Below are 26,392 nucleotides of genomic sequence, written 5' to 3'. Positions count from 1 at the left end.
AGCTTTTCGGTGGCGGCGTTCATGGCCTCGGCGGCGGTGACGATGGCATCGACCTCGGTGCGGTGGCCGGCATAGGCGCGGCTGAGGCGGTCATAGGATTGCCGCGCCGCCGCCATGTCGCCGGCCTTCAGCGCCGGCAGGAATGCGGAATCGGTCTCGGCGAAGAAAGCGGCGGCGAAATCATGGGAGTTCTTGGTCAGTTTGTCGCGGATCGGCCCGTCCAGCGGCGCATTCAGCCAGAACTGGTGGCGCAGGTCGTAATCGGCGCGCAGCTTGGCCAGACGGGCGGTGCGGGTTTCGGCGCTGGCCGGGTCGTTCAGGGCCAGGGTCGCTTCCAGATAGGCTTCGATGATGTATTCGGGCGGCGGCAGGATGTCGGCCACCAGATCCTTGCCCAGCACGATGCGTTCGTACAGCGGTCCGCCGACCTTCAACTCGTTGATGGCTCGCATGCCGGTGGCGGCAATGGCGATGATGCTGGCCAGGACGATGACGGCGAACAGATGAGTCAGGACCGAAATACGCAGGCGGGGCATCGACGATCTCCGACTTATGACTGATTAGAGCGGTTTCACGCCGAGCGGAATCGGTAGAGGATTCCCCCTGAGGTCATTTTGTGATTCAACATCTTCGGTAACAACGCTCCCGAGGATGATGCGATGACGTGGCGCTCAGGGCAGTCCTATTCTCAGGACTTGCGCGATAGAGTTTTGGCGGCTGTGGACAGCGGCATGAGCGCCTACGAGGTGGCGCCGCTGTTCCGGGTGAGCGTTTCGTACATCTACAAGGCCCAAGGCCGCCGCCGGGCCACCGGCGAGACGACGGTGAAGCCACGGCCTGGGCGGCCAGGACAGAAGCTGGCGGCTCACCTTGAGGCGTTGCAGGCGCAGATCAAGGTCGAGCCCGATGCCACGCTGGCTGAGTTGCGCGCCTGGGTTCTGGCCGAATTGGGCGTGTCGATCAGCGTCGGCGGCCTGTGGAACACGCTTGAGCGGCTCGACCTCAGTCTGAAAAAAAGAGTGCGCATGCTGCCGAGCAGGAACGTCCCGACGTAGCCGAAGGACGCATCGCCTGGCGAGCCGAGCAGCCGGCGCTGGACCCAACCCGCTTGGTCTTCCTTGATGAAACCGGGGCATCGACCAACATGACCCGGCGCTACGGACGGGCGCCGCGCGGTCAGCGGCTGCTGGCTGCGGTGCCGCACGGTCATTGGAAAATGACCACCTTCGTCGGGGCGCTCCGGCATGACGGAATCTCCGCCCCCTTCGTCATCGACAAGGCGATGAATGGCGCGATCTTCCTGGCCTATGTCGAGCAGGTCCTGGCTCCGACCTTGCGGCCCGGCGACATCGTCGTAATGGACAATCTGCCCGCCCACAAGGTGGCAGGGGTCAAGCAACTCATCGAAGCCCGAGGGGCCACCCTGCGGTATCTGCCGCCCTACTCCCCAGACCTCAATCCCATCGAGCTCGCCTTCGCCAAGCTCAAGAGCCTGCTGCGAAAGGCGCAAGCCCGCACCATCAACACCTTATGGGACGTGATCGGAAAACTCATCGACCTGTTTCCGCCCGAGGAATGCGCCAATTTCTTCGCCCACGACGGATATGGACGCTCGATGTGAAAATGCTCTAGTGAGCATGCGAAAGACGGTGCTCACAAAGCGTGCATAATCGCAAGATCACCAATGTGCAACATTATTGTCATGCGGAAGGCCGCGCGGCTCCGGCGGGTAGGGTGAAGTGGATGGTGGTGCCGTGACCCAGTTGGGATTGCAATCCGATGGTGCCGCCATGGCGTTCGACGATGCGCTTGGCGATGGTCAGGCCCAGGCCGTTGCCGGGATAGTCTTCCGGGCCGTGCAGGCGGCGGAACAGGTCGAAGACGCCGTCCTGAAACGGGGCATCGATGCCGATGCCGTTATCGGCGATGGCGATGTCCCAAAAATTCTGGGCGGCTTTGGCCGAAATGGAAAGCTGTGCCTGATTGCCGTGCGGCTGGAATTTCAGGCCGTTGCTGATCAGGTTGCTGAACAACTGGCGCAATTGTGCCGGATCGCCACGGACGACGGGCAGGGGCTGGCGGTGAATGGCGGCCTGATGTTCGCTCAGGCTGGTCCGCAACTCGTCCAGCACCCAATCCAGCACCTGATCGAGGTCGACCGACTGAAACGGGGCCGGGCTGGTGGCGGCGCGGGAATAATCCAGCAGACCCTGAATTTGTTCGCGCATGCGGATGGCGCCACGGCTGAGAAAGCCCAGATATTCCCGCCCTTCCGCCGACAGCACCGCACCATCGCTGCGGTCAAGCAATTGCGAGAAGCTGCAAATGGTGCGGCAAGGCTCTTGCAGGTCGTGGGCGGCCACATGGGCGAAGCGTTCCAACTCGCGGTTCGAGCGTTCCAATTCGGCCAATGATCGGCGCAGCAATTCTTCTTGATGTTTGAACTGGGTGATGTCGCGGGCGACGAAGATCATGCAATCCTTGTCGTCGACGCGGAATTGTTCGACCGAGACCAGGGCGTCGAAAATTTCACCATTCTTGCGCTTGGCCCGGCTTTGGAAATTGACCAGCCGGCCTTGCTGCATCAGGGCGGTGACCAGGGCGGCGCGGTCGTCGGGGCTGGCCCAGATGCCGAACTCGAACGACGAGTGCCCGATGACGTCTTCGCGTTTGTGCCCCAGATAGGTTTCAAAGCCGCCATTGACGTCGAGGAAGCGACCGGTGTCGCGTTCGCTGATGGTGACGATGTCGGGGCTGGCTTCGAAGATGGTGGCAAATTTCAACTGGGTCCGGCGTTTTTCCCAGGCTTCCTGCTTCAAGAGTTCCAGATCGCGGGCCATATCGCCGATTTCGTCGCTGCGCTCGGTATCGGGTATGACGCTTGTCGGGTCGCCTTCGTTGATGTGGTGCATGGCGCTGCGCAGCCGGGCCAGCGGTGCCGTAATCGCCACGGTCAGGATCGCGGAGATGAGCCCGCCTGAAATCAGTGCCACGGCAATGACGGCGATAACGGTTTCGCGCAATTCCTGGCGCAGGGTTTCCGAGGTGCCGACCCGTTCACTGGCCAGGGCGTTGGCGGCGATCATCACGTCGGTGATGGTTTCGACCACGTGGTCGAACACCCAATTACCATGGCGATGGAAGAAATCGTGGCCGGCGTCGATGTTGCCACTGCTGATGGCATCGACATTCTTGTCGATGAAGGTTTTCAGCGGCGGCCAGGCGGCCTGCACCGCCTGCAAATCCAGGCCGGGGGCGTCATCCCCGGCGGTGGCGGCGAGGTTCTGTTCGATGATCTCTTGGTGACGCCTGACCTCGGTGATCCAATAATCGGGCTCGGATTGGCCGGGGAAGGCCATATTGTGGGCCAGGATGCTCTTGATCTCGAAGATGCGGTTGCGCACCTCGCCCAGAGCGTGGCTGGTGGTGTAGGCATGGCGGTACAACTCGGCGGTGCCTTGGGCGGCGCGGTCGATGAAGATGACGCTCAACACCCCCAGCCCCGCCAACAGCAATTGCAGGACGACGAAGCCCAAGGCGATGCGATGCTTCAGGCGAATCAACGGCACGCGGATACCCCTTACCCATCCAGCCGGTCAGCATAAGGGCGATGGCGTCGCCACCCTAACTATCCTGAGTATAGGGGATAATACCTTGGTATTGTAAACTTCTTCGTGAGAAAATCTACTTTTGGCGATGACGGGCCAGATAGAGCGGGGTGCGTGACTTTGGCACACGGCGGATGAAGTTCCAGCGGGCGACATGATAGCTGGGGTCGAAGCCGTAGAAATTCAGCTTCATCCGTTCCAATTCCTCGGCCCGATAGTCAGCCAGCGGCTTTTCCGCCTCGTCGGCGATGCGGGCCAGCCGTTTCGCCGCCAGCTTGGCATCCATGTCGATGGCGGTGGCCAGGCTTTCCGCCTGGGCCACCACCCGGGCGCGGAACTCCTGCGGCGTGCCGGGGAAAATGCCATCGATCAGCCCCAGTTCCATGGCCTGGACGGTGCCCATGGGCAGGCGGGCCTGAACCACCTGTTCCGCCTTCAGCCGACCGCAACGCTTGGGCAGCAGATAGGTCCAGTATTCGGACCCGTACAGATTGCCCATGCCCTTGTAATGCGGGTTCAAGATGATGCCGGCACGGGCCAGCACCATGTCGGCGGCCAAGGCCATGAACACGCCGCCGGCCCCGGCATTGCCGTGCAAGGCGGCGATGGTCAGATGGCTGCCGCAGGTGATGATGGCCTGGCACAGATCGTTCATGGCGTTGATGTTGCGCCATGATTCGTCGGCGGGGCTGAGGGCGGCCTCGATGGTCGACAGATGGATGCCGTTGGACCAGAAATCCAGGCCGCCCATCAGGCAGATCACCTTGGTCGGGCGGCTGGTGGCGGTGACGAAGGCCTGATGCAGGCGCTGGCACTGATCGGTGCTCATGGCGCCGTTGTGGAAGGGGAAGTGCAGATAGCCGACCCCATGGCGTTCGTCGTACCAGATGTCGTGATGGCCGGGGATCACCGGCAAATCCGCTGCCCCGGGCAACACCTGGGCGGCGGGCAGTTTCAGCGAGGCTTTTTCCGCCCGTCGCATCCGCCCGATCCATACGGCGCCATCATTGGTGGCGCGCGCCAGTCGTCCATCCTGCTGGCCGATCCAGGTGCCGGGCGGACCCGACAGACCGTCGGCGGGGTGGCCGTCGAACAGGTAATACTCGCCGTCCAACACGCCTGGGCTGCCATCGGCGGCGCGCAGCTTGCGCAAGACCGTGGTGGTGTCGTCGCTTTGCCAGTCAATGGCGCGGTCGGCTTGGGTCATGGCCGGGCGCCAGAGGGTTTGGCCGGGGCGGTGGGGTGTTGGCTTGCCCAGGGCTTCCAGCACCGCTTCCACCGCCGCCTCGGTCACTTCGTTGCGGTACAGGCTGGACTTGGTCGCAGGGCGCAGGGGAAAGGTGCGGCTGGCCCAGACCGGGCCGGCATCCATCTCGGCCTCGGCCTGCAACACGGTCACCCCCCAGCTTTCGGCGCCATTCATGACGGCCCAGTCCAGGGCGGCGGGGCCGCGGTCGCCCACCGGGCCGGGATGGACCACCAGACAGGTGTGGTTTTTCCACACCGCCTCGGGGATGGCGCGTTTCAGGAACGGGGCGATGATGATGTCGGGCTGGGCCAATTCCACCGCCTCGAGGGTCACCGCGTCGTTGACGTCAAGCTCCAGGCTGACGGCGTGGCCGGCGGCTTCCAGTTCCACCCACAGACGTTGGGTCAGGCTGTTGAAGGAATGGGCCAATAACAGGATGCGCATCAGCAAATCCTCGGCAATTGCTCGCCCGCCAGCCAATCGACCACACGGGTGCCGCCCATGGCGGTCTTCATGCGGACGAAATGGTGGGGGTCGGCATCGCATCGGCCGATGATGGCGGCATCCACGCCCAACGGATGGGCGCGCATGGCCGCCAGCACCGCATCGGCGTCGGCGGGGCCACAGATGCAGATCAGCTTGCCTTCATTGGCCACATAAAGCGGGTCCAGGCCCAGCAGTTCGCAGGCGCCCAGCACCTGCGGCTTGATGGGGATGGCTTGTTCGCCGATCTCCATGCCTACCCCCGATTGGGCGGCGATTTCGTTCAAGGTGGCGGCCAGTCCGCCGCGTGTCGGGTCGCGCAACACCCGGATGCCCGGCGCGGCGGCGATCATGGCGGCGACCAGATGATGCAGCGCCGCCGAATCCGACAGGATTTCGGTGTCGAAGCCCAAGGATTCACGCTGGCTCATCACCGCGACACCGTGGTCGCCCATGCTGCCCGACACCAAAATGACGTCGCCGGGCCGCGCCAGATCGCCGGAAATATGGATGCCGGGCGGCACCATGCCCACTCCGGCGGTGGTGATGAAAATGCCGTCGCCCTTGCCCTTTTCGACCACCTTGGTGTCGCCGGTCATCACCGGCACACCGGCGGCTTTCGACGCGGCGGCCATGGATATGACGATGCGCTCCAGATCGGCCAGGGCGAAGCCTTCCTCGATGATGAAGCCCGCCGACAGGCCGATGGGGCGGGCACCGGCCATGGCCACGTCGTTGATGGTGCCGTGCACCGCCAAGCTGCCGATATCGCCACCGGGGAAAAACAGCGGCGAAATGACGTAGCCGTCAGTGCTCATGACCATGCGTCCGGCGGTGACGTCGAAGGCGCCCTGGTCGTTGCCCTGGGACAGCACCTCGTTGTCGAAGGCGGCGACGAACAACTCATCCACCAACTGGGCCATGGCCCGCCCGCCGCCGCCATGGGTCAAGTCGACACGGCCATGCTTGAGGTCGAGCGGGCGGGGATGGGAACGGCGGGGCAAGGTCATGGGGCGGGGGCTTTCGTGTCGCGGAAACGGCCATAGGTCCAGTGGGCGGCGCAGGCGCCCTCGGCGGAGACCATGCACGAGCCCATGGGGTTTTCGGGTGTGCAGATGGTGCCGAACAATTTGCAGTCGATGGGCTTTTTCACGCCTCGGAGGATGGCGCCGCATTCACACGCCTTGTTGTCGGCGACGCTGTCTTGGGGGACGTCCCAATGGCGCTCGGCGTCGAAGGCGGCATAGCTTTCCTTGAGGCGCAGGGCCGAATAGGGCACCAGCCCCAGGCCGCGCCATTCAAAGCTTTTGCGCAGCTCGAACATGTCGGCGACCAGGGATTTGGCCTTGGCATTGCCGTCGCGGGTGACGGCGCGGGAAAATTCGTTTTCCACCGCGAAGCGGCCATCATTGATCTGGCGCACCAGCATGCGCACCGCTTGCAGCACGTCCAACGGTTCGAAGCCGGCGATGACCACCGGGCGCTGGTATTCTTCGGCGAAATATTCGTAAGGCTGCGAGCCGATGATGGTCGACACATGGGCCGGGCCGATGAAGCCGTCCAGTTTGACCGTGCCAAGCTCGCGCACTTCCGGGCTGTCGAGAATCTGGGCGATGGCCGACGGCGTCAGCACGTGGTTGCAAAAGACGAAGAAATTGCCAAGGCCCAAGGCCTGGGCCTGTTTGATGGCGACGGCGGTGGGCGGGGTGGTGGTCTCGAAGCCGATGGCGAAGAACACCACCTTACGGTCCGGGTTGGCTTGCGCCAGCTTGACCGCGTCGAGCGTCGAATAGACCATGCGGATGTCGCGGCCTTCGGCCTTGGCCTTCAGCAGGGACAGGCGCTTGGAGCCGGGCACCCGCAGCATGTCGCCATAGGTGCACAAAATGACGTCGGGCTGACCGGCCAGCCAGATGGCGGCGTCGATGCGGCCCACCGGCAGCACGCAGACCGGACAGCCGGGGCCATGGACCATGCGCACATTGGCGGGCAAAATGTCTTCCAGGCCATAGCGGGAAATGGCGTGGGTGTGACCGCCGCAAAATTCCATCAGGTGATAGGTGCGGGAGGGGTCGGCCTCGGCCCTGATGCTGTCCGCCAGTTGGCGGGCCAGATCGCCGTCGCGGTATTCCTCGATATATTTCATGCGCTTGTCCCCGCCGCTTCCATCTGGGCGAACAGGGCCAGGGTCTTTTCCGCCTCGGCCGGGTCGACCTTGGTCAGGGCATAGCCCACATGGACGATGACGTAATCGCCCACGGCCACGTCTTCCACCAGGGCCAGCGAGATGGCCTTGGTGACGCCGCCCAAATCGACCTTGGCCTGATCGTCGTCCAGCAAGGCGACCACACGCGACGGCAGGGCAAGACACATGGCTAAATCTCCGTTCGGGCGGCGATCCACGCTTGGCCCAATGACAAGCCGGGATCGCCCGGCGACACATTGATGGCGGTCAACGCGGTCAGGCCGCGCTGATCCAGCGCCGTCACCAGACCGGTGACCAGCACTTTATTGAAGAAACAGCCGCCGCCCAAGACAATGGTGCGGCACTGGCTTTGATGCGCAGCCTGTTCCGCCCAGTGGGCCAGCCCGGCGATCAAGGTGCCGTGGAACAGATCGGCCCCGGTCCCCGGCTCGGGGTGATCGGCCAGATGGGCCAACAGCGGGGCGAAATCCAGCACGCCCTCGGCCAAAACCCAGCCGTCGGCCAGGATTCGCGGATCGGTGACCAGGGCTTCCAACGCCATGGGGGCTTGGCCTTCGAATTCGGCCAGCGGGTGGATGTCAAGCAGCCCGCAGGCGGCATCGAACAGCCGTCCGGCGGACGAGGTGGGCGGGCTGTTCAGGCCTTTGTCCAAAATGCTCGACAGCAGGCCAGCGGGTTTGATGTGCGGCCAGCGTCCGGTGATTTCGGCCCCGCGCCCCAGCTTGTGTAGCGCCGCGGCGGCCATGCGCCAGGGCTCGCGTGCGGCCCGATCGCCGCCGGGCTGACGCAAGGGGGCCAGATGACCCAGGCGCTGATAGGTGGCGCCGTGGCAATACAGCAATTCGCCGCCCCAGGCCTGGTTGCCGGGGCCAAGGCCGAAGCCGTCGAGTGCCAGGGCCAGCACCGGCGCATTGATGCCGTGTTCGGCGGCGATGCTGGCAGCGTGGGCATGGTGGTGCTGCACCGGGACGTGCGGCAGGTCCAGGGCTTGGGCGAAGCGGGTGGAGTGGAAATCGGGGTGCAGATCGTGGGCGACGCGGGTCGGGGTGGCGTCCAGTTCGGCCAGGATGGTGGTGACCGAATGGTCGAAGGCGTTGATGGCCTCGGGCGTGCCCAAATCGCCATGCACCACCGACAAATAAGCGCGGTCGTCCTTGGTGACGCAGATGGTGTTTTTCAGGAAGGCGCCCACCGCCAAGGTGCACGGTACCGGGGCGGGCAGGGCGATGGTCTGGGCGATGGCGGTCAAAGCCTGGGTATCCAGGATTCAATGACACGGATGGACACGGATGGACACGGATGGACGCCGATCAGAAAAACATCATCCGTGTTTATCCGTGTCCATCCGTGTCTCATTTCTATTGCCCCAGCGCCGCTTCCGCCGCCGCCAGCTTGGCTTTCAGGGCGGTGACCTTGGCGGCGATGGCGCGGCGGCGGCCTTCGTTGACCCAGGCCAGCCATTCGTCCATGCCCTGGCCGGACCGGGCCGAGACCTGCAACACCACGATGTCCGGGTTGACCCGACGCGCATAGTCGATGCACTGGGCCACGTCGAAATCCAGGTAAGGCAGCAGGTCCACCTTGTTGAGGATCATCATGGACGCGGCGGCGAACATGTCGGGGTATTTCAGCGGCTTGTCCTCGCCCTCGGTCACCGACAGGATGGCCACCTTATAGGCCTCGCCCAGGTCGAAGGCGGCGGGACAGACCAGATTGCCGACGTTTTCGATGAACAGTACCGAATCCTCGGCTGGCTTCAGCCGCTCGAAGGCGGTGGCGACCATGTGGGCGTCCAGGTGACAGCCCTTGCCGGTATTGACCTGGATGGCCGGGGCGCCGGTGGCGCGGATGCGGTCGGCGTCGTTGCTGGTCTGCTGGTCGCCCTCGATCACCGCCAGCGGATAGCGCCCGGCCAGGGCTTCCACCGTTTTGCACAACAGTGTGGTTTTACCAGAGCCGGGGCTGGATACCAGATTAAGGGCGAAGATGCCGCGCTCGGCCAGCCAGGCGCGGTTGACATCAGCCAGAGACTTGTTGTGGCCCAGGATGTCCTGTTCGATCTGGATGATGCGGCTTTGCGACAGGCCCGGCACATGCACGCCGGCAATGCCTTCACCAAAATGCACGTCGTCACCGTGATGGTGGTGATGGTGGCCGTGATCGTGGTGATGATCATGGGGATGGTCATGATCGTGGGGGTGGTCGTGATCGTGGGTGTGTTCCACCTGGGCGTCGCCGCAGCCGCAAACCGTGCACATCACTCCACCTCCAATTCCTTGATCCGCATGTCGCCGCCGCCGGTGACCTGCAAGCCCCAACCGCCGCAGATGGGGCAGGCCTCGCCCCGGCGGGGCAGGGTCACCGTCTTGGCGCAATCCAGGCAATAAGCTTGGCCGGGAATGGTGACGATTTCCAGCTTTGCCTCGGCGGCCACCTGCGATCCGCGGGCGATGGCGTCGAAGCAGAACAGCATGGATTCGGGATCGACCTGGGAAAGTTCGCCGATTTCCAGCCATACCGTCTTGACCTTGGCAAAGCCGTGGGTGGCGGCCTGTTCCTCCAGGATGCGCACCACGCCTTCGGTCAGGGACATTTCATGCATGGCTTACTCCAAGGTGATGGCGCAGGCCACGCACGGGTCGAGGGCGTTGATCAGCAGGCGGACCTTCCACTCCAGGTCCGGGTCGGCGGGCAGGCCGTGCAGCGCACGTACCAGCGGGCCTTCGGGGTGGAAGTTCCATTCGGTCGGCGCCAATATCTGATATTGGCTGATCTTGCCGTCGTTCAACACCACCCGATGGGCCAGCAGGCCACGTGCCGCCTCGGTCAGGGTCAGCCCCTCGCCGCTCAGGCCGGGCAGCGAACAGGCGGGCTCGGGTTTCAGGTCGCGCACCAGCTCTTCCATTTCGCGCAGACCTTCGGCCAGGGCGACCAGACGGGCCGCCAGTCGCGGCAGCAGGCCGGCACCGAAGCGATCCATCAGGTCGCTGATCAGCGGATGCCACGACCAATGGGCCAGCGAACCGGTCTCGAACACCCGACCGGCGCAATCGGGGCGGGCCAGATACTGGCCATCGCGGTCGGTGGCCATGCGGGCGGCCAGATCGGGCGGTCCCATTTCCGGCATGGGCAGGAAGGGGGCGGCACCGATACCGGCCCAACCCTTGGCCTGGACCAGACCGGGCAGGTGGGTGGGGTCGCGTTCCAGCCAAGCCTGGAAGGCGATGGGCAGGACCAGTTCGTCGATATCGTGTCCCATCAACTGGGTGATGGCCTGACGGGCCTGATCGATGGCGGCGCAGATGCGGCCGCAATCGGCGGTCAGGGTGCCGCCGCCGGGGCTCAGCCAGTCGCCTTGTGGATAAAGCGTGCCACGCAGGCCGGCCAGGGCGCCACGAATACGCTTGGCGTGGTCCAGGCGTGGCTGGCCGCCTGCCAGGGCCGGCCAGTCACGGGCAATGGTCAGGCTGTGTTCGGTCACCGTCTCGGCCAGCACCAGCAAGGTGCGGGCGGCTTTTTGCGCGGGACTGGCGGTGATGGCGGCGGCCTTTTCCATGGCATTCAGGCCGGTCACCGCCTGGGCGGTGCCGCACAGCGAAAACACCGTCGGCAGCAAGTGCAGAACTTCCGTCGGCGGGCGCTTGGCGAACAGGCGGGCGGCCTGGACCATGCGGGTCGAGCGGATCAGCACCGCCGCCACCGCGCCGTCGCGGACACGCAAGCTGACGGAAATGCCGGCTTCGGAAAACATCAGGCCAAGCCGTCCTCGAGCACCTGGGACAAATAGTCGATGGCGGCCAGGGCGGTTTCCTCTGGTACCTTCTCGGCGGCGAAATTGCCGCCGGCGCCCAGGATCAGGTAATCGCCGACCGCCACCGGCTCGTCCAGCATCATCAGGCTGGTCTGGCGGGTCTGGCCGAAGGCCTCGACCACGGCCATCTGTCCATCGATGGAGACCACCCGTGACGGTACCGCCATGCACATGGTCAGGCGGCCTTGGCCGTGGCGGTGATGCCGAACGCCGCCAACTCGGCCAGCAAGTCGTCGATCACCCGCGGCAGCACGGCGGCGATGGCCGGGGTCAGTTCCATGCTTGTCTCAAACGATGCCGGCTGTACTCCGATCAGCACCACCTTCTTGGGCGAGATGCCATGGAAACAACAGGCCGCCAGCACGTCGGACAGGCCGACCTGATGGGGTGAAATCTTGGTCTTGAACCAGGCGTTGATCTGGTCGTCGGCCAGCCGGGTGATGTCGCCCGGCTGCTTGCCGGGGCTGCGCATGCAATCGGCGATCAGCAGCAGGTCGGCATCGGCGATGCGGTCCAGGCAATCCATGCCCGAGGTGCCACCGTCGATGATCTCGACGCAATCGGGCAGGTCGTAACCATCGGCCAAAGCGGTGACCGCGTGAACCCCGATTCCTTCATCGGACATCAGGATATTGCCCACACCCAGAACGACCAGCCGCATTTATGCTTCCCTTGGTAAAGACTGCCGCCCCGGGGGGCGGGGCGGCAGCCAATCATACATCACTCAGGCAGGTTGATTACAAGGCCTTGACCTGCACGATTTCGCGCTTTTCGTCGTCGTGGACGTGCACGGCGCAAGCCAGGCAGGGGTCGAACGAGTGGACGGTGCGCAGCACTTCCAGGGGCTGTTCGGGATCGGCGATGGGGTTGTCCATCAACGAAGCCTCGTACGGGCCGATGGCGTCGTTTTCGTCGCGCGGGCCGGCGTTCCAGGTGCTGGGCACCACGCACTGGTAATTGGCGATCTTGCCGTCCTTGATGACGGTCCAGTGCGACAACAGACCGCGCGGCGCCTCGTGCATGCCGAAGCCCATGACTTCGCCCTTGGGGAAGACCGGCTTGTTGAAGGTGGTGTGATCGCCCTTGCCGATATTCTCGATCAGCATGGACCAGTTTTGCGCCAGCACCTCGGCCATGACGCCCGAGCGGATAGCGCGGGCGGCGTGACGACCGATGGTGGAATGCAGGATTTCCGGTCCCACCTTGCTGCCCAGCAGGGTCGAGACGGTGTTCAGCATCTGGGTGGCGTAGGTGGCGGTGGGCTGATGGCCGGCGGCCAGACCACACAGCACGTTGGCCAGCGGGCCGACCTGGGCGCGCTTGCCATAGAAGGTCGGCGCCTTCAGCCAGGAATACTTGCCGTCATCCTGGAAGTCGGTGTAGTGCGGCGTGGTTTCGCCCTTATAGGGGTGCAGCGCGCCGGGCTTGGAATAGGTGTACCAGGCGTGCTTGACCGATTCCTCGACGCCGTCGCGCAGGTACTGGTCGCCGAAGGCGGTGAACGGCTTGTACTGGGCCAGATCGGCGTCGGGGATGTGACCACCGGGGACCATGAACTGGGTGCCCTTGGAATCGGTGGGGAATTCCGGCGACGAGATGTAGTTGGTGATGCCCTTGCCGTACTTGGTCCAATCGGCATAGAAGGCGCCGATGGCGGCGACGTCGGGCAGATAGACCTTGCGGGTGAATTCGGACAGGGCGTCGATGTGTTCCTTGACCGCCAGCAGGCGCTCCACCGTCAGCACCGATTGCGAATCGGTGGCGATGGGATTGGCGACGCCGCCCACCGCCAGATTCTGGATGTGCGGCGACTTCGAGCCCAAGATGGTGACGATCTTGGAGGCATGGCGCTGGGCTTCCAGCGCTTGCAGATAGTGGGCGACGGCCAGCAGATTGACCTCGGGGGTCAGTTTCATGGCCGGGTGGCCCCAATAGCCGTTGGCGAACGGACCCAACTGGCCCGAGCCCACGAAGGTGGCCAGCTTTTCCTTGGTCTGGGCCATGACGTGGCGCGAGTTCATCGGCCAGTCGGACAGCGATTCGGCCAGCTTCGAGGTGGCTTCCGGATCGGCCTTCAAGGCCGAGACCACGTCGACGAAATCCAGCGCCGACAGGTGATAGAAGTGAACGATGTGATCATGCAGCGCATGGGCGCTGGCGATCATGTTGCGGATGAACTGGGCGTTGACCGGAACTTCCAGATTGAGGGCGTTTTCCACCGCGCGCACCGAGGTGATGGCGTGGACGGTGGTGCAGACGCCGCAGATGCGCTGGGTGATGGCCCAGGCGTCGCGCGGGTCGCGACCCAACAGGATCAGCTCGACGCCGCGCCACATCTGGCCGGAGGACCAAGCCTTGGTCACCTTGCCGTTATCGACTTCGACGTCGATGCGCAGATGGCCTTCGATCCGGGTGATGGGGTCGATGGTGATACGCTTTGACACGGGCGTGGCTCCTTACTTGGTGTGCGCCGCGGCCAGTTCGGCCGGCGTAAGCTTGTGGGTGTAGAAAACCGGGAACTTCCGGACGAAGACGATGTACAGCAGGATCTCGGCGGCGATGATGCCGATGGTCACCAGCAATTCCTGCACCGAGGGGAAGTAGCTCCAGCCGGCCCCGGTCTGGTAGGCGACCAGGAAGGCGTCCAGGCGGTAAAGCGCGCCGGCCAGCAACAGGCAGCAGGCGCCGATCCACAGGAACTTCTTGCTGGCGCGCTTTTGCGCCGACGAGAACAGCACCACCGGGGTGGCGAACAGGGCGATTTCGATCAGGAACATCACCGACTTGAGGCCCGAGGTGAAGATCGCCCCCAAGGCACCGCGCACGGCGAGGTCGCCGAAGCGGACCACCAGATAGACGATCATCATGGTGCGGATGATGGCGGCCAGCTTGCCCAGCTGCGGCATCTCGTGCTTGACCGAACGCTGGAAACCGCCGGACCCCAGCAGGGCCTCGAACACGACGATGGAAAAGCCCATGGTGATGGCGCTCATCAGGAACAACAGCGGCAGGATCGGGGTCTGCCACAATTCATGGATCTGATAGCCCATGACCACCAAGAGCGTGCCGAGCGAGCTTTGGTGCATGCTGGGCAGCAGCACGCCCAAGGCGATGAACACGAACAAAACCTTGTCCAGCTTCTTGCGCAGATGCAGCAGCTTGAAACGGGTCAGGATGGCCGGGGCGAACTCGACCCACAGCACCAGGATATAGGCCATGACGCACAGGGCGACTTCGAACATCACCGAATTGGTCTGCATGTAGCCGGGCACCAGGATGTGCCAGGCGTTCCACCAGCGGCCCAGATCGAAGATGATGGAAATACCGCCGAGCGTGTAGCCGAAGCACGAGGCCAGCAGGGCCGGACGCACCAGCGGGTGGTATTCGCCCTTGTTGAGGATGTAGGTCAACACCGCCATGGCATAGCCGCCGCAGGCGAAGGCGGTGCCGATGACCACGTCGTAGACGATCCACAATCCCCAAGGGTAGCCGTTGTTCAGATTGGTGACCGAGCCCAGGCCCAGGACCATGCGCTTGGCCAGCAGCACCACGGCGATGAAGGCCAGGATGCCGCAGATGATGGTGGTCTTGGAAAGGATCGAACCGCCCAGGGGTTCGTGCTCGTTATGGAATCCAGCCATGTCCGCTCACTCCTCCGGGTGTTCGTCGTCGATGTGGGACGCCCGCTTGGCCGCCCACACCAGTCCGCCCAGCACCACCGCCGGGGCGATCAGCCCCTTGTACAGGGTGTGCTGGATGCCTTCGGATTCCGAGGCGAACGATTTTTCGCGCAAATTGGGATAGCCCAGCTTGTCGAAGGGCACGCCGGCCATGTGGCGGAACTGGGTGCCGCCCACTTCGGTCTCGCCATAGACGTGGTTGACGTATTGGGCGGCGGGACGTTCATGGGTGTCGCCGGAACCGATGGTGCGGCGTTCGAACACATTGGCCTCGCCCGCCTTCATGGCGCGGCGGCGCGCGATTTCCTCGTTGATGGCGGTCAATGGCCCGAAGATGGTGGCGCCGGTCGGGCACACCTCGGCGCAGGCCGGGATCTTGCCCTCGGCCTGACGATGACGGCACATCTCGCACTTCTTGATCTTGGGCGTCGGCGTGTCGAATTCCGATTGCGGCACGCCGAACGGGCACGAGGCGACGCAATAGCGGCAGCCGATGCAGATATCGGCGTTATAGCCGACGATGCCGGTCTGCTTGTCCTTGGTCATGGCCGAAACCGGGCAGACCGAGACGCAAGAGGGATCGACGCAATGCATGCACGACTTCTTGATGAAGGCGAAGCCGTCCTTTTCCTGGTCCTTGTGATCGGCGGTGCCGTCGGCGTACAGCTTGATGACGTTGTAGGTCTTGGGGCCGATATCCAACGGCGTGTCCCACAGGGCGTCGCTGGTGTTCACGTCCGCCGGCAGGCCGTTGGCCTCCTTGCAGCCGGAAACGCAGGCCTTGCAGCCGACGCACAGAGTGGAATCGAACAACAGCCCCACCGCGTTGGGTGACATTTCCAGATTGGGCCGGGCTTGGGCGGGGGACGGAACCGACACCACCGCCGCTGTCGCCAGCGCGGCGCCGCCTCCGGCAGCCCCCTTGATGAAGTCTCGACGGTTGACACTCATGTCGATTACTCGCCGTCCTTGGTTTCGCTCTTGCCCAGATTGCCGGCGATCTTCATGCCGGCACCGATGGCCAGACCGGCCACACCGGCGACCACCGCCGCCGCCGCCACACTGGCACCGGCGCCCTGTTCCTCGACGATGCGGGGATAGCTGGTGGGCGGGTTGGTCTTGAGCGTCGCCAAAGCGTGGATGGGCTTCTCGAAGCCGATATGCTTTTCCGTGCAGCCGATGCAGGGGTGGCCGGTGCCCACCGGCCACGAGCCGGTGCCGACGTCGTTGAACAGGATGGACGGGCAATTGGCATAGGTTTCCGGGCCCTTGCAGCCCAGCTTGTACAGGCAATAGCCCTTGCGGTGGCCGGGATCGCCGAATTCCAGGGCGAAGCGACCGGCGTCGAAATGGCTGCGGCGCTCGCAATTGTCGTGGATCAGGCGGCCATAGGCGAAGGTCGGGCGGCCCAGTTCATCCACCTTGGGCAGGGCGCCGAAGGTGAGGAAGTGAACGATGGTGGCCAGGATGTTATAGGGGTTGGGCGGGCAGCCGGGGATGGTGACCACGTCCTTGCGGCCCAGGGCCTCGGCCACGCCGGTGGACCCGGTGGGGTTGGGCGGCGTCGACGGCATGCCGCCCCACGAGGCGCAGGAGCCGACGGCGACGATGGCGGCGGCGTGGGCGGCCACTTCCTTGGTCAACTCGTACGAGGTCTGGCCGCCGATCTTGCAGTAGATGCCGCCATCCTTCATGGGGATGGCGCCTTCCACCACCAGGATGTACTTGCCCTTGTTCTTCTCCATGGCCGCCTTGCGGGCGGCTTCGGCCTGATGGCCGGCAGCGGCGAACAGGGTCTCGTGGTAGTCCAGCGAGATGATGTCGAGGATCAGCTTTTCCAGGGTCGGGTGTTCGGACCGCAGCAGCGATTCGGAACAGCCGGTGCATTCCTGGTGATGCAGCCAGATCACCGAGGGGCGTTCCTTCTTGGTGATGGCGGCGGCGATCTGCGCGTCGGCGCCCTTAGGCAAGCCCATGGTGGCGGCCATGGCGGCGCAGAACTTGAGAAAATCACGGCGCGAGACGCCAAAGCGGGTCTCGACATCGGTTTCGAATTTGGCGGCGCTGTCGTCGTACATCCTAATCCCCACCTCTCCAAGGGCTCATCCGGCGCGAAGAGCGGGGGGCAGGGGACGGCCCTTTTGGGGTCGTTCCGCGTCGTTTGCCTCCCGCCATTCTTCTTCTCATTTGGCTGGAGGATAGTTCCGCAAGGACCGTGCCAACTCCATCGGGTAGGAAATGCTGCATTGCGGGGGAGGGTTTAGGCGGCGGAATCCCTGGATATCCGCATTGTTCAGGGGGCTTGCCGCGAGGGTGGGGTGGTTTTCCGAAGTGAAAGAAATTTATCCACACGTGGAAAGTTGGTTGCCATTTCGCCGATTCTCGCACAAACAAATCGCCGGGCCGGGGTGTCCCCAGGCCCGGCGATCCTGCGGTGGAAGGTCAGAGAGGCTTGCCGTTGCCATCCCGGCGGTCGTCGCGATTTTCCCTGCGGTCATCGCGGCGGTCTTCGCGGCGCTCCTTGCGCTCGTCCAGACGTTCCTTGTGGTCGTCGCGGCGTTGATCCACATGCGGCTTGCGGTCGTCGCGGCGATCCTCGGCGCGGTCCTTACGATCGTCGCGGCGATTCTCGGCACGGTCCTTACGATCATCGCGGCGTTGCTCCAGGCGATCCTTGCGGTCCTCGACACGCTGCTGGCGGTCCGGTGGCGCCGAAGAATCCTGCGCCAGGGCGACGGAACCCAGGCTCAGGCCGGCGGCCATGGCCAAGACCAGGGTGCGGGAAACTGACGGCATGGTTTTATCCTCTTCATCAATGGGTGAACGGGGCGAACCCGGCTTTCACGTTCAGGCGTCAAGATGCCTGCGCGGAATGGCGAAATTTGGATGAGATCGTGGCGGCGCCAAGGCAGCCTCATGTCAAATTTTCGTTGCCGTATGGACGCTGCCTTCTGTCCGGGTTAGCCTCTGTTCACCACTTTCGGATGGAGACCGCCCGTGACTGCACCTACCGCGCCGCATGTCTGGAGGTTCTTTCGGGCCGGAGGCTTTGATCAGGTTCGCATCGAGACCGGCGCCGACCTGCTGGCCTTGGACCAGTTGGACCAGAAATTGTGGGTGGCGCTGGCCTGCCCGACCACAGGTATCGAATTTGACCGCCGCGCCCTGGAATTGCTGGACACCGATGCCGACGGGCGTATCCGCGCCAACGAGATTCTGGCGGCGGTGCGCTGGCTTGGGCAGGTGCTGAAGCATGGCGACGAACTGGTCGAGCCGGGCAGTGCCGTCAGCCTGGACAGTATCGACGACACCACCGAGGAAGGCGCACGGGTGCTGGCCTCGGCCCGGCGCATCCTGGCCAATCTGGGCAAGGCCGACGCAATGTCCATCGATCTGGAGGACACCCGCGATACCGGGCGCATCTTCGCCCAGACCCGTTTCAACGGCGACGGCATCATCCCGGTCGAGGCCGCCGATACCCCGGATTTGCGTGCCGTCATCACCGACATCATGACGACCATGGGGGCGGAAAGCGACCGCTCGGGCCAGCTCGGCATCAGTCAGGACAAGGTGGACGCCTTTTTCGCCGAGATCGAGGCCTACAGCGATTGGCTGGGCGCCGGCGGCGACATCGCCGTCGCGCCCGAGGCTGGCGCCGCCCTGGAAGCGGTGCGCGACAAGATCGACGGCTTCTTTTTACGGTGCCGCATGGCGGTCTATTCCGATGCCGCCGCCCTGACCGTCAATCCGGCGGTGGAAACCTTTTTGCCACTGACCGCCGCTGCCACCAGCGATGCCCTGGCGGCATTGCGACCGCTGCCGCTGGCGGCGGTGTCGCCCCAGGCCGATCTGCCGTTGTTGCGCGGCATCAATCCAGCCTGGGAAGCCGAGATCACCGCCTTCCGCCGACTGGTCGCCAATGACCGCTTGTCGTTGTCGGAAAACGAGTGGCTGGAAATGAAGGCGCGGTTCGCCGCCCATGGTCAATGGCTGGCGAAAAAGCCGCAGACCCAGGTGGAGAGACTGGGCGACGAGCGCATCCGCGCCATGCGCTTTTCCGACACCAAAGCGGCTTTGGATGCGCTGGTGGCCGAAGACAAGGCGTTGGAGGGCGAGGCCAATGCCATCGACGCGGTCGAGCGTCTGGTGGTCTACCGCACGTACCTGTTCCGTCTGGTCAACAATTTCGTCAGCTTCAAGGAATTCTATGCGCGCCAGGACCGCGCCGTGTTCCAGGCCGGCACGCTTTATCTGGATGGCCGCAGCGCCGATCTGTGCCTCCACGTCACCGATGCCGCCAAGCACGCCAGCTTGGCGACGCTGTCGCGCATCTATCTGGTCTATTGCGATTGCGTCCGTCGCGGCACCAACGAGAAGATGACGGTCATGGCCGGCTTTACCTCGGGCGATTCCGACCAGTTGATGGTGGGCAGGAACGGCGTGTTCTACGACCGCCAGGGCCGCGACTGGGACGCCACCATCACCAAGCTGGTCGAGCACCCGATCAGCATGCGCCAGGCCTTCTGGTCGCCCTACAAGCAATTGGGCCGCTTCATCGGCGGTCAGATCGAGAAGCTGGCGGCGGCCAAGGCCCGAGCGACGGAAACCAATCTGCAAACCAAGGTGGCCGGTCAGGTGTTGGCCCCCGGCGCTGTTCCCCCGCCCAAGGAAAACTTCGACGCCGGCAAATTCGCCGGCATCTTCGCCGCCCTCGGGCTGGCGGTGGGGGCCATCGGCACCGCCATCGCCTCGGTGGTCACCGGCTTCCTCAATCTGACCTGGTGGCAGATGCCGCTGGCCCTGTTCGGCCTGATCATGGCGGTGTCCGGCCCCAGCATGGTCATCGCCTACATGAAGTTGCGCCAACGCAATCTGGCCCCTATCTTGGATGCCGCCGGCTGGGCGGTGAACGCCCGGGCCACCGTCAACATCCCCTTCGGCGGCTCGCTGACCGCCTTGGCGCAATTGCCGGCGGGGGCGGAACGCTCGCTGGTCGATCCCTTCGCCGAGAAAAAGCGGCCGTGGGGGGAATATCTCGTGTTGCTGGCGCTGATCGCCGGCGGAGCCGTCGCCGCTTGGCGTTTCGGCATGTTCAACAGGTTCATGGGCTGATATGTCACTCGCCTTCGAGATTGCGGTCATTGTTTTCCTGGTCGTGTTGAACGGCTGTTTCGCCATGTCGGAAATGGCCATCGTCTCGTCGCGTAAGGCCCGCTTGGCGGCACGGGCCGCCGATGGCAGCAAGGGTGCCCAGGCGGCCATGGAACTGGCGGAAAACCCCGGTCGCTTTCTGTCATCGGTGCAGATCGGCATCACCTTGGTCGGTATCCTGGCCGGCGCCTATTCCGGCGCCACCTTGGCCGGACATCTGGAAATCTGGCTGAACGGCTTTCCCATCCTCGATCCGGTGGCGGAAATCCTGTCCATCGCCCTGGTGGTCGGCGCCATCACCTACGCGTCCTTGATCGTCGGTGAGCTGGTGCCCAAGCAGATCGCCCTGGCCAACCCCGAGGCGGTGGCCATCGCCGTGGCCCGGCCCATGGCCGTGGTGGCGCGGGTCGCCCTGCCGCTGGTGTGGCTGCTGGAAGGCTCGAGCAAACTGGCCTTGCGCCTCTTGCGCATCAAGAAGTCCGACGACCAGACGGTGACCGAGGAAGAGGTCAAGGCGATGATCGCCGAGGGCACCCAATCGGGTGTCTTCGAACCCGAGGAACAGGAATTGCTGGCCGGTGTCCTGCGTTTCGGCGACCGCCGCATCAGAGGCATCATGACGCCCAGGAACGAGATGATGTCCATCGACCTGGACTGGGATCAGGATCGCATCATCCAGGCGCTGCGCGACAGCCCACATTCGCGTCTGCCGGTCTATCGCGGCAGTTCCGACGATATTTTAGGCGTGGTCCAGGCCAAGGATTTGCTCAACCGCTTCCTCGCTGGCCAGACGTTGGACTTGGCCGAGGCGATCAGGCCGGTGGACGTGGTCCACGACAATTCCCCGGCGTTGCAGGTGCTGGACACGCTCAAGCGGTCGTCCATCCATCTGGCCCTGGTGGTGGACGAATACGGCAGCGTCGAAGGCATTGTCACCGCCGCCGACATCCTGTCAGCCATCTTGGGCGGCCTGTCGGAACATGGCGAGGAATACGAAGGCGCCGTTACCCTGCGTCAGGACGGGTCGTGGCTGGTGGACGGTTCGGTTGCCGTCGATGTCGCCCGCGACCGCCTGGGCTGCCGGGTGATGGAAGGCGAGGACGGCGATTACGACACCGTGGCCGGTTTCGTCCTGTCGCGGTCGCGCAGCATCCCCAGCGCCGGCGATTTCTTCGTCTGGCAGGGCTGGCGCTTCGAGGTGGTGGACATGGATGGCCGCCGCATCGACAAGGTGCTGGTCAGCCGCCAGGACGAAGACGGCGGCTGATCTTCTGCCGTTGTCACGGGTTGATCGTCTGCCGTTGTCACGGCGGTTGATTCTTCGCCATTGTCATTGAGCCCGGAGGCAAGGTCGGCTACTCTCCCCCCAACAGCGATGTTCACGACCTGTTTCCACTCTTTCACGGTGCGAGGACATGAGTAGCGAACCCCTTCGTCACCCCGAACTGATCGCCCTTTATCAATTCTGGCTTTATCGCGGCGGCACCGAGGGCGTGCCCTCGGCGGCCGATCTCGAGCCGGCGCAATTGCGCCGCTGGCTGGACAATCTGGTGGTCATCGACACCCCGGAAGGCGGGCAATTGCGCTATGCCTATTATGGCGCCAATTTGACCAAGGCCTTCGGCATCGACATGGTCGGCAAGTCCATCGACCAGTTGGCGGCGCCGCAGCGTTCCATCCTGGCGCAGGAATACGAAGCGGTGCGCAGCCAGTCGAAGCCGGCGGCGCGCACCTACAGCGCCGATTTCGACGGCGACAACCAGACCTGGGAGCGTTTGTTGCTGCCGTTTTTCAACCCGGAAGGCGCGGTCGAGAAAATCCTGGTCGCCGTCTACAGACTGAGCTGAGATGACCAAAACCGCAGAAGACAGCATGAGCGCCGCCGATTTCAATTTCTGGTGCGCGGTCAATTCCAAGCCCTTCCGCTTGGTCCGCCACACCTGGGACGATGGCGCGACGGAATGGGACATCGAGGTGTTTCCCGGCCGGCCCGAGGCGACCACCGCCTATGGCACCGGCCAGACCGACGAGAAACTGGCGGCCATCGCCGCTTTCGCCTTCATCGCCGGGGTGGAATGGGGCGAATGCTTCGCCCGTGACCAGGACGTGCCGCAAGACGAATTGTCGCTGACCGCGCCGGATATGGCTGCGGACGACGATGACGACGAAGAAGAAGAAGAAGAAGAAGAAGAAGAAGATGGGGACGTTGACGAGCCGCCGGTGTCGGCGCTGCCCGTCGTCGTCGCCCCGCGCGGCGCCGGACCCTATCGCCTGCCGGCGGTGGACCTGCTGCAAGCGCCGCCGCCCCGGACCGAGGCGGTGGATGACGAGGAATCCCTGGCCGTCAATGCTCGCGCGCTGGAAACGGTTTTGCGCAATTTCAAGGTGCGCGGCGAAATCATGGAGGTCCACCAAGGCCCGGTGGTCACCTTGTACGAGTTCGAGCCGCTGCCGGGGACCAAGTCGTCCACCGTCATCAATCTGGCCGACGACATCGCCCGCTCCATGCGTTCGATCACCACCCGCATCGCCATCGTGCCGGGGCGTAGCGTCATCGGCATCGAGCTGCCCAACCCGGTGCGGGAAAAGGTGTTTTTCCGCGAAATCCTGGAAAGCAAGGCCTTCACCGAATTTTCCGGCCATCTGCCCTTGGCCTTGGGCAAGGACATCGCTGGTGAGGCGGTGGTCGCCGACCTCGCCCGCATGCCGCATCTGCTGATCGCCGGCACCACCGGTTCGGGCAAGTCGGTGGGGGTCAATTCCATGATCCTGTCGCTGCTCTATCGCTTCAAGCCCGAGGAATGCCGGCTGATCCTGGTCGATCCCAAGATGCTGGAGCTGTCCATCTATGACGGCATCCCCCATCTGCTGACTCCGGTGGTCACCGCGCCGGACAAGGCGGTGCGCACGCTGAAATGGGCGGTGCGCGAGATGGAAACCCGCTATCGCGCCATGTCGCTTTTGGGCGTGCGCAATATCGAGGGCTTCAACGCCCGCCTGCTGGAACTGGCGCGGACCGGGCAAAAGATGACCCACCGCATCCAGGTCGGCTTCGACAAGGGCACGCGTGAACCGGTCTACGAAGAACAGCCCATCGACCTGCGCCGGCTGCCCCATATCGTCATCGTCGTCGACGAAATGGCCGATCTGATGATGGTGGCCGGGCGCGAGCTGGAAGCGGCCATCCAGCGTCTGGCGCAGATGGCCCGCGCCGCCGGCATCCATCTGATCATGGCGACGCAGCGCCCGTCGGTGGATGTGATCACCGGCACCATCAAGGCCAATTTCCCCACCCGCATCTCGTTCCAGGTGACCAGCCGCATCGACAGCCGGACCATCTTGGGCGAATCGGGGGCGGAACAATTGGTCGGCCAGGGCGACATGCTGTACATGGCTGCCGGCGGTCGCATCACCCGTGTGCACGGCCCGTTCGTGTCGGATGCCGAGGTCGAACAGGTGGTCAACCATCTGAAGGCCCAGGGCGAGCCGGAATATCTGGACTCGATCACCGATGACGACGAGGCCGAGATGGAGGGCGGCGGCGCCGACAGCGACGGTGGCGGTTTCACCACCGGCGACGATCTTTATGATCAGGCGGTGGCCCTGGTGCTGCGCGAACGCAAGGTGTCCATCAGCTTCGTCCAGCGTCACCTTCAGGTCGGCTACAACCGCTCGGCCCGGCTGGTCGAGCGCATGGAGGACGAAGGCATCGTCACCCCGGCCAACCACCAGGGCAAGCGCGAGGTGCTGGGCCGGCGCGGCGGCGATTTCGACTGATAGCCCCTGGGGACTATCAATGCACCGTGCACACCATGCACGGGTCGAAGCTGCGGACGATATGCTGCACCATGACCGGGCTGGTTTCGCCGTCGCGCACTTGGGCGCCGACCAGCGCCTGTTCCAGCGGGCCGGGATTGCCGTCCTGGTCGCGCGGGCTGAAATTCCAGGTGGTCGGCGCGATGATGGCGTAGTCGCGGATGATGCCGCCATCGCAGCCCAAGCGATGCGACAGCGCCCCGCGCGCCGCTTCCACCAGCCCCAGGCCGGTGCCGCGCAAGGGCAGGGGGGATTCGACGCAAAACGGTTGGCCGGGGCGCAGATCGCGGACCCAGCCTTCCATGGCCACGACCAGCCGGGCCAGCTCCACCAGTCGCAGCACCACGCGGGCGGCGACGGTGCCGCCCGCGGGCGCCAGCGACCACGCCAACGGATCGCCGGCTACCAGATGGCGGGCCAAGGCGCCGGTTTCCATGCTGGCGCCGTCCAGGCGCGGCGCCTTGCACCACGAATAAGCCCCCGGCTTGTCGGCATCGGGGCGGGTGGGGGCGTCCATCCAGGCATGGCTCAAATCTTCGCTGACCAGGGTCGGGTCGAAGGCGGCTTTGTTGCCATTGATGACGATGCCGGCGGGCCACAGGCCGAAACTGCCGTATGAGATAAAGCGCGTCGGTCCCAGGCCCAGGCGGCCCAATTCCAGATCGCGGGCGATGTGCAGGAACAGGCGGAAATCACCTTGCTCCATGGGAGCGGCATCGGCCCAGGCGTTCAGGCTTTCAGCGCTGTCGAGGCTGGCGATATGTTCCAGCCGGTCGGCGAACAATGTGGTTTCCAGGGCGGCGCGGAAATCAGCGAGAATGCCCAGCAGGCGGATACGTTCACTGGTGTCGACGCCCTTGGTGACGCCGCCGGGCTGCAAGGCCAGGGAATGCGGCCATTTTCCGGCCAACAAGCCCATCAGATGCAGGAAACGGGCGCGCGCCGGCACCAGACTTTGCCCCGCTTGTCCACCTTGGGCGGCGAAGCGTCTTTGCGCCGCCTCGAACCACGGGCGGTCGGCATAAACCGGGCGGGCGAAATCGGGCATGAAGAACAAGACGAAATGGGTCAGGTGGTCGGCGGCGTTTTCCGCCGCCAGTACCAGATCGGTGACCAGCCGGCCATTGTCGGGCATGGCGATGCCGGCGATCTGGGCCAGGGCACGGGCCGCCGCCACCGATTGCGACACCGAACAGATGCCGCAGATGCGCGGCGCGATGACCAGGGCGTCTTCCGGCGGGCGCCCGGCCAGGATCTGCTCGAAGCCGCGATACAAGGGCGCGGTGACCTGGGCCGATTGCACCTGACCGGCGGAAATGTCCAGGCTGACTTCCAGATCACCTTCGACCCGGTTGAACGGGCCCATGATCAAGCGGGTGGGTTTGGCATTCATGACGATTGTTTCGGCGGCAGGCGGGCGGGGGGGATGATGACATGGTCGGCATGGGCGTTGGCGCGCACCCGTTTGGGCGTCGCCGATTTCGACAACGCCGCCAGGGCGACGAACCACGCCTTGGGCATGTCCACCGGCAGGCCGACCGGGATGCCGGCGATCTTGGCGGTTTCCTGGAACGGCGCGCCGGGGTCCTGGAAGCCGGGCGAAGTGCAGTTGATGCAGGTATAGCCGCCATCGGTGCACGAACCGAAGCCGTTCCAGCGGCGGATGTTGCAATCGCCCGGCGCCTGGGTTGCCTTGCAGCCCAGGTTTTCCATCAGACAACCGCGATCCGACGACCGCGCCGCCGACGCCTTGAACTCATAGAACTCGTTGCGGCTACAGCCATGATGGGCCAGGTGGTCGGCGAAACTGCGCGGGCGGCCCAGGCTGTCAAGCGCGCAAGCGCCCGACAACGCCAGCTCGGCCAGGGTTTCGATCAGCCAGCCGGGATGGGGGGCGCAGCCGGCGATGTTGATCACCGGCAGACCGGCGCGCCCGCGAAAATCCGGCCCCAGCAGGCCATGATCGCCATATTGCAGGCCGACCGCGTCGGTGGGGTTGGCCTCGGTCGCCGGAATGCCGCCGAAGGCGGCGCATGATCCCACTGCCACCACGTGCTCGGCCTGGGCGGCGATGGCCTTGATCCAATGGGTCATGGGCAAGCCGGTGCCCGACATCATCTGAAAGCGCCCCGATCCATGCGGGCCGGTCAGCGCCGCCCCTTCCACGCAAAGCGCATCGACCTTGGTCGTGCCGCTGGCGCACTCGGCCAGGATGGCAAGGGCATCGGCGCCGGTTTCCTCCGACAGTGACGGGTGCCACAGCAGGTGGATGCCGAAACGGGCCAGCGCCTGCACCAGCCCGACATCGTCGGCGGCCAGGGCCGACATGGTGCAGCCGCCGCAGGAACCGGCTTGAAGCCAAAGGATGGAGAAAGGGGTGCTCATGAA

At 64.5% G+C, this 26,392-nt stretch carries 23 protein-coding genes; 5 read left to right on the top strand and 18 right to left on the bottom strand.

The genetic code is table 11. The features are described 5' to 3' along the window. The first annotated feature begins 659 nt into the window (after nucleotides 1-659). A protein-coding gene (locus MGMSRV2_RS10975; protein WP_144084247.1) for an IS630 family transposase occupies nucleotides 660-1,621 on the top strand; the annotation gives its coding sequence in 2 pieces (ribosomal slippage) (nucleotides 660-1,008 and nucleotides 1,008-1,621; 963 coding nt in all). 79 nt (nucleotides 1,622-1,700) lie between these two features. Here the strand turns inward: MGMSRV2_RS10975 and MGMSRV2_RS10970 are convergent. The 16 genes from MGMSRV2_RS10970 to MGMSRV2_RS10895 form a co-directional block, all read right to left on the bottom strand. Then, nucleotides 1,701-3,569 (bottom strand): ATP-binding protein, encoded by a 1,869-nt coding sequence (locus tag MGMSRV2_RS10970; RefSeq protein WP_024080430.1) that lies wholly within the window; start codon nucleotides 3,567-3,569, stop codon nucleotides 1,701-1,703. 115 nt (nucleotides 3,570-3,684) lie between these two features. Continuing rightward, on the bottom strand, nucleotides 3,685-5,301 hold the full coding sequence (locus MGMSRV2_RS10965) for a hydrogenase maturation protein (protein WP_041633574.1): 1,617 nt from the start codon (nucleotides 5,299-5,301) through the stop codon (nucleotides 3,685-3,687). After that, nucleotides 5,301-6,350, bottom strand: coding sequence for a hydrogenase expression/formation protein HypE (gene hypE, locus MGMSRV2_RS10960; protein ID WP_024080428.1), 1,050 nt, complete (start codon nucleotides 6,348-6,350; stop codon nucleotides 5,301-5,303). The genes MGMSRV2_RS10965 and hypE overlap by 1 nt, the downstream gene beginning before the upstream one ends. Beyond that, a complete protein-coding gene (gene hypD / locus MGMSRV2_RS10955; RefSeq protein WP_024080427.1) occupies nucleotides 6,347-7,486 on the bottom strand; it encodes a hydrogenase formation protein HypD in 1,140 nt (379 codons plus the stop codon). Before hypD ends, hypE begins: the two co-directional genes overlap by 4 nt. Beyond that, nucleotides 7,483-7,713, bottom strand: a complete 231-nt coding sequence (locus tag MGMSRV2_RS10950) for a HypC/HybG/HupF family hydrogenase formation chaperone (RefSeq protein ID WP_024080426.1) — start codon at nucleotides 7,711-7,713, stop codon at nucleotides 7,483-7,485. The genes hypD and MGMSRV2_RS10950 overlap by 4 nt, the downstream gene beginning before the upstream one ends. Nucleotides 7,714-7,715: 2 nt before the next feature. Then, nucleotides 7,716-8,795 carry a Kae1-like domain-containing protein gene (locus tag MGMSRV2_RS10945; protein WP_024080425.1) on the bottom strand — a complete coding sequence of 360 codons (1,080 nt, stop codon included), beginning with the start codon at nucleotides 8,793-8,795 and terminating at the stop codon, nucleotides 7,716-7,718. 109 nt (nucleotides 8,796-8,904) lie between these two features. After that, entirely contained in the window at nucleotides 8,905-9,804 is a 900-nt protein-coding gene (gene hypB / locus MGMSRV2_RS10940) for a hydrogenase nickel incorporation protein HypB (protein WP_024080424.1), read from the bottom strand. Further along, nucleotides 9,804-10,148 carry a hydrogenase maturation nickel metallochaperone HypA gene (hypA, locus tag MGMSRV2_RS10935; RefSeq protein WP_024080423.1) on the bottom strand — a complete coding sequence of 115 codons (345 nt, stop codon included), beginning with the start codon at nucleotides 10,146-10,148 and terminating at the stop codon, nucleotides 9,804-9,806. Before hypA ends, hypB begins: the two co-directional genes overlap by 1 nt. Nucleotides 10,149-10,151: 3 nt before the next feature. Then, nucleotides 10,152-11,297, bottom strand: a complete 1,146-nt coding sequence (locus tag MGMSRV2_RS10930; RefSeq protein ID WP_024080422.1) for a nickel-dependent hydrogenase large subunit — start codon at nucleotides 11,295-11,297, stop codon at nucleotides 10,152-10,154. Then, nucleotides 11,297-11,530 (bottom strand): HypC/HybG/HupF family hydrogenase formation chaperone, encoded by a 234-nt coding sequence (locus MGMSRV2_RS10925; protein ID WP_024080421.1) that lies wholly within the window; start codon nucleotides 11,528-11,530, stop codon nucleotides 11,297-11,299. The genes MGMSRV2_RS10930 and MGMSRV2_RS10925 overlap by 1 nt, the downstream gene beginning before the upstream one ends. 2 nt (nucleotides 11,531-11,532) lie before the next feature. Then, nucleotides 11,533-12,018 carry a HyaD/HybD family hydrogenase maturation endopeptidase gene (locus MGMSRV2_RS10920; RefSeq protein ID WP_024080420.1) on the bottom strand — a complete coding sequence of 162 codons (486 nt, stop codon included), beginning with the start codon at nucleotides 12,016-12,018 and terminating at the stop codon, nucleotides 11,533-11,535. A gap of 76 nt (nucleotides 12,019-12,094) precedes the next feature. Further along, entirely contained in the window at nucleotides 12,095-13,801 is a 1,707-nt protein-coding gene (locus tag MGMSRV2_RS10915; RefSeq protein ID WP_024080419.1) for a nickel-dependent hydrogenase large subunit, read from the bottom strand. Nucleotides 13,802-13,813: 12 nt separating this feature from the next. Next, nucleotides 13,814-14,998, bottom strand: a complete 1,185-nt coding sequence (gene hybB, locus MGMSRV2_RS10910) for a Ni/Fe-hydrogenase cytochrome b subunit (protein ID WP_024080418.1) — start codon at nucleotides 14,996-14,998, stop codon at nucleotides 13,814-13,816. A gap of 6 nt (nucleotides 14,999-15,004) precedes the next feature. After that, nucleotides 15,005-15,988 carry a hydrogenase 2 operon protein HybA gene (hybA, locus tag MGMSRV2_RS10905; RefSeq protein ID WP_024080417.1) on the bottom strand — a complete coding sequence of 328 codons (984 nt, stop codon included), beginning with the start codon at nucleotides 15,986-15,988 and terminating at the stop codon, nucleotides 15,005-15,007. A 5-nt stretch (nucleotides 15,989-15,993) separates the two neighbouring features. Beyond that, complete coding sequence (locus MGMSRV2_RS10900) at nucleotides 15,994-17,115, bottom strand: hydrogenase small subunit (protein ID WP_024080416.1); 1,122 nt, start codon at nucleotides 17,113-17,115, stop codon at nucleotides 15,994-15,996. A gap of 364 nt (nucleotides 17,116-17,479) precedes the next feature. Beyond that, nucleotides 17,480-17,833: a hypothetical protein gene (locus MGMSRV2_RS10895; RefSeq protein ID WP_024080415.1), complete on the bottom strand. Its 354-nt coding sequence runs from the start codon at nucleotides 17,831-17,833 to the stop codon at nucleotides 17,480-17,482. Nucleotides 17,834-18,034: 201 nt separating this feature from the next. Here MGMSRV2_RS10895 and MGMSRV2_RS10890 point away from each other — a divergent pair, with 201 nt between their 5' ends. The 4 genes from MGMSRV2_RS10890 (at nucleotide 18,035) to MGMSRV2_RS10875 (ending at nucleotide 23,965) form a co-directional block, all read left to right on the top strand. After that, nucleotides 18,035-20,149: a hypothetical protein gene (locus MGMSRV2_RS10890; RefSeq protein WP_024080414.1), complete on the top strand. Its 2,115-nt coding sequence runs from the start codon at nucleotides 18,035-18,037 to the stop codon at nucleotides 20,147-20,149. A 1-nt stretch (nucleotide 20,150) separates the two neighbouring features. Continuing rightward, a complete protein-coding gene (locus MGMSRV2_RS10885) occupies nucleotides 20,151-21,455 on the top strand; it encodes a hemolysin family protein (protein ID WP_024080413.1) in 1,305 nt (434 codons plus the stop codon). A 148-nt stretch (nucleotides 21,456-21,603) separates the two neighbouring features. Beyond that, entirely contained in the window at nucleotides 21,604-22,035 is a 432-nt protein-coding gene (locus MGMSRV2_RS10880; protein ID WP_024080412.1) for a PAS domain-containing protein, read from the top strand. A 1-nt stretch (nucleotide 22,036) separates the two neighbouring features. Next, nucleotides 22,037-23,965 (top strand): DNA translocase FtsK, encoded by a 1,929-nt coding sequence (locus tag MGMSRV2_RS10875; RefSeq protein WP_024080411.1) that lies wholly within the window; start codon nucleotides 22,037-22,039, stop codon nucleotides 23,963-23,965. A 16-nt stretch (nucleotides 23,966-23,981) separates the two neighbouring features. Here MGMSRV2_RS10875 and MGMSRV2_RS10870 read toward each other — a convergent pair whose 3' ends face one another. Together MGMSRV2_RS10870 and MGMSRV2_RS10865 are read right to left on the bottom strand one after the other, a co-directional pair. Further along, nucleotides 23,982-25,397: a nickel-dependent hydrogenase large subunit gene (locus tag MGMSRV2_RS10870; RefSeq protein WP_024080410.1), complete on the bottom strand. Its 1,416-nt coding sequence runs from the start codon at nucleotides 25,395-25,397 to the stop codon at nucleotides 23,982-23,984. Continuing rightward, nucleotides 25,394-26,389, bottom strand: coding sequence for an NADH-quinone oxidoreductase subunit B family protein (locus tag MGMSRV2_RS10865; RefSeq protein WP_041633573.1), 996 nt, complete (start codon nucleotides 26,387-26,389; stop codon nucleotides 25,394-25,396). Before MGMSRV2_RS10865 ends, MGMSRV2_RS10870 begins: the two co-directional genes overlap by 4 nt. Between the last annotated feature and the right edge of the window lie 3 nt (nucleotides 26,390-26,392).

This window comes from Magnetospirillum gryphiswaldense MSR-1 v2, from assembly GCF_000513295.1.
Taxonomy (GTDB): domain Bacteria; phylum Pseudomonadota; class Alphaproteobacteria; order Rhodospirillales; family Magnetospirillaceae; genus Magnetospirillum; species Magnetospirillum gryphiswaldense.
The sequence above is the reverse complement of the archived record's forward strand: the minus strand, read 5'-3'. Positions and strand labels throughout refer to the sequence as shown.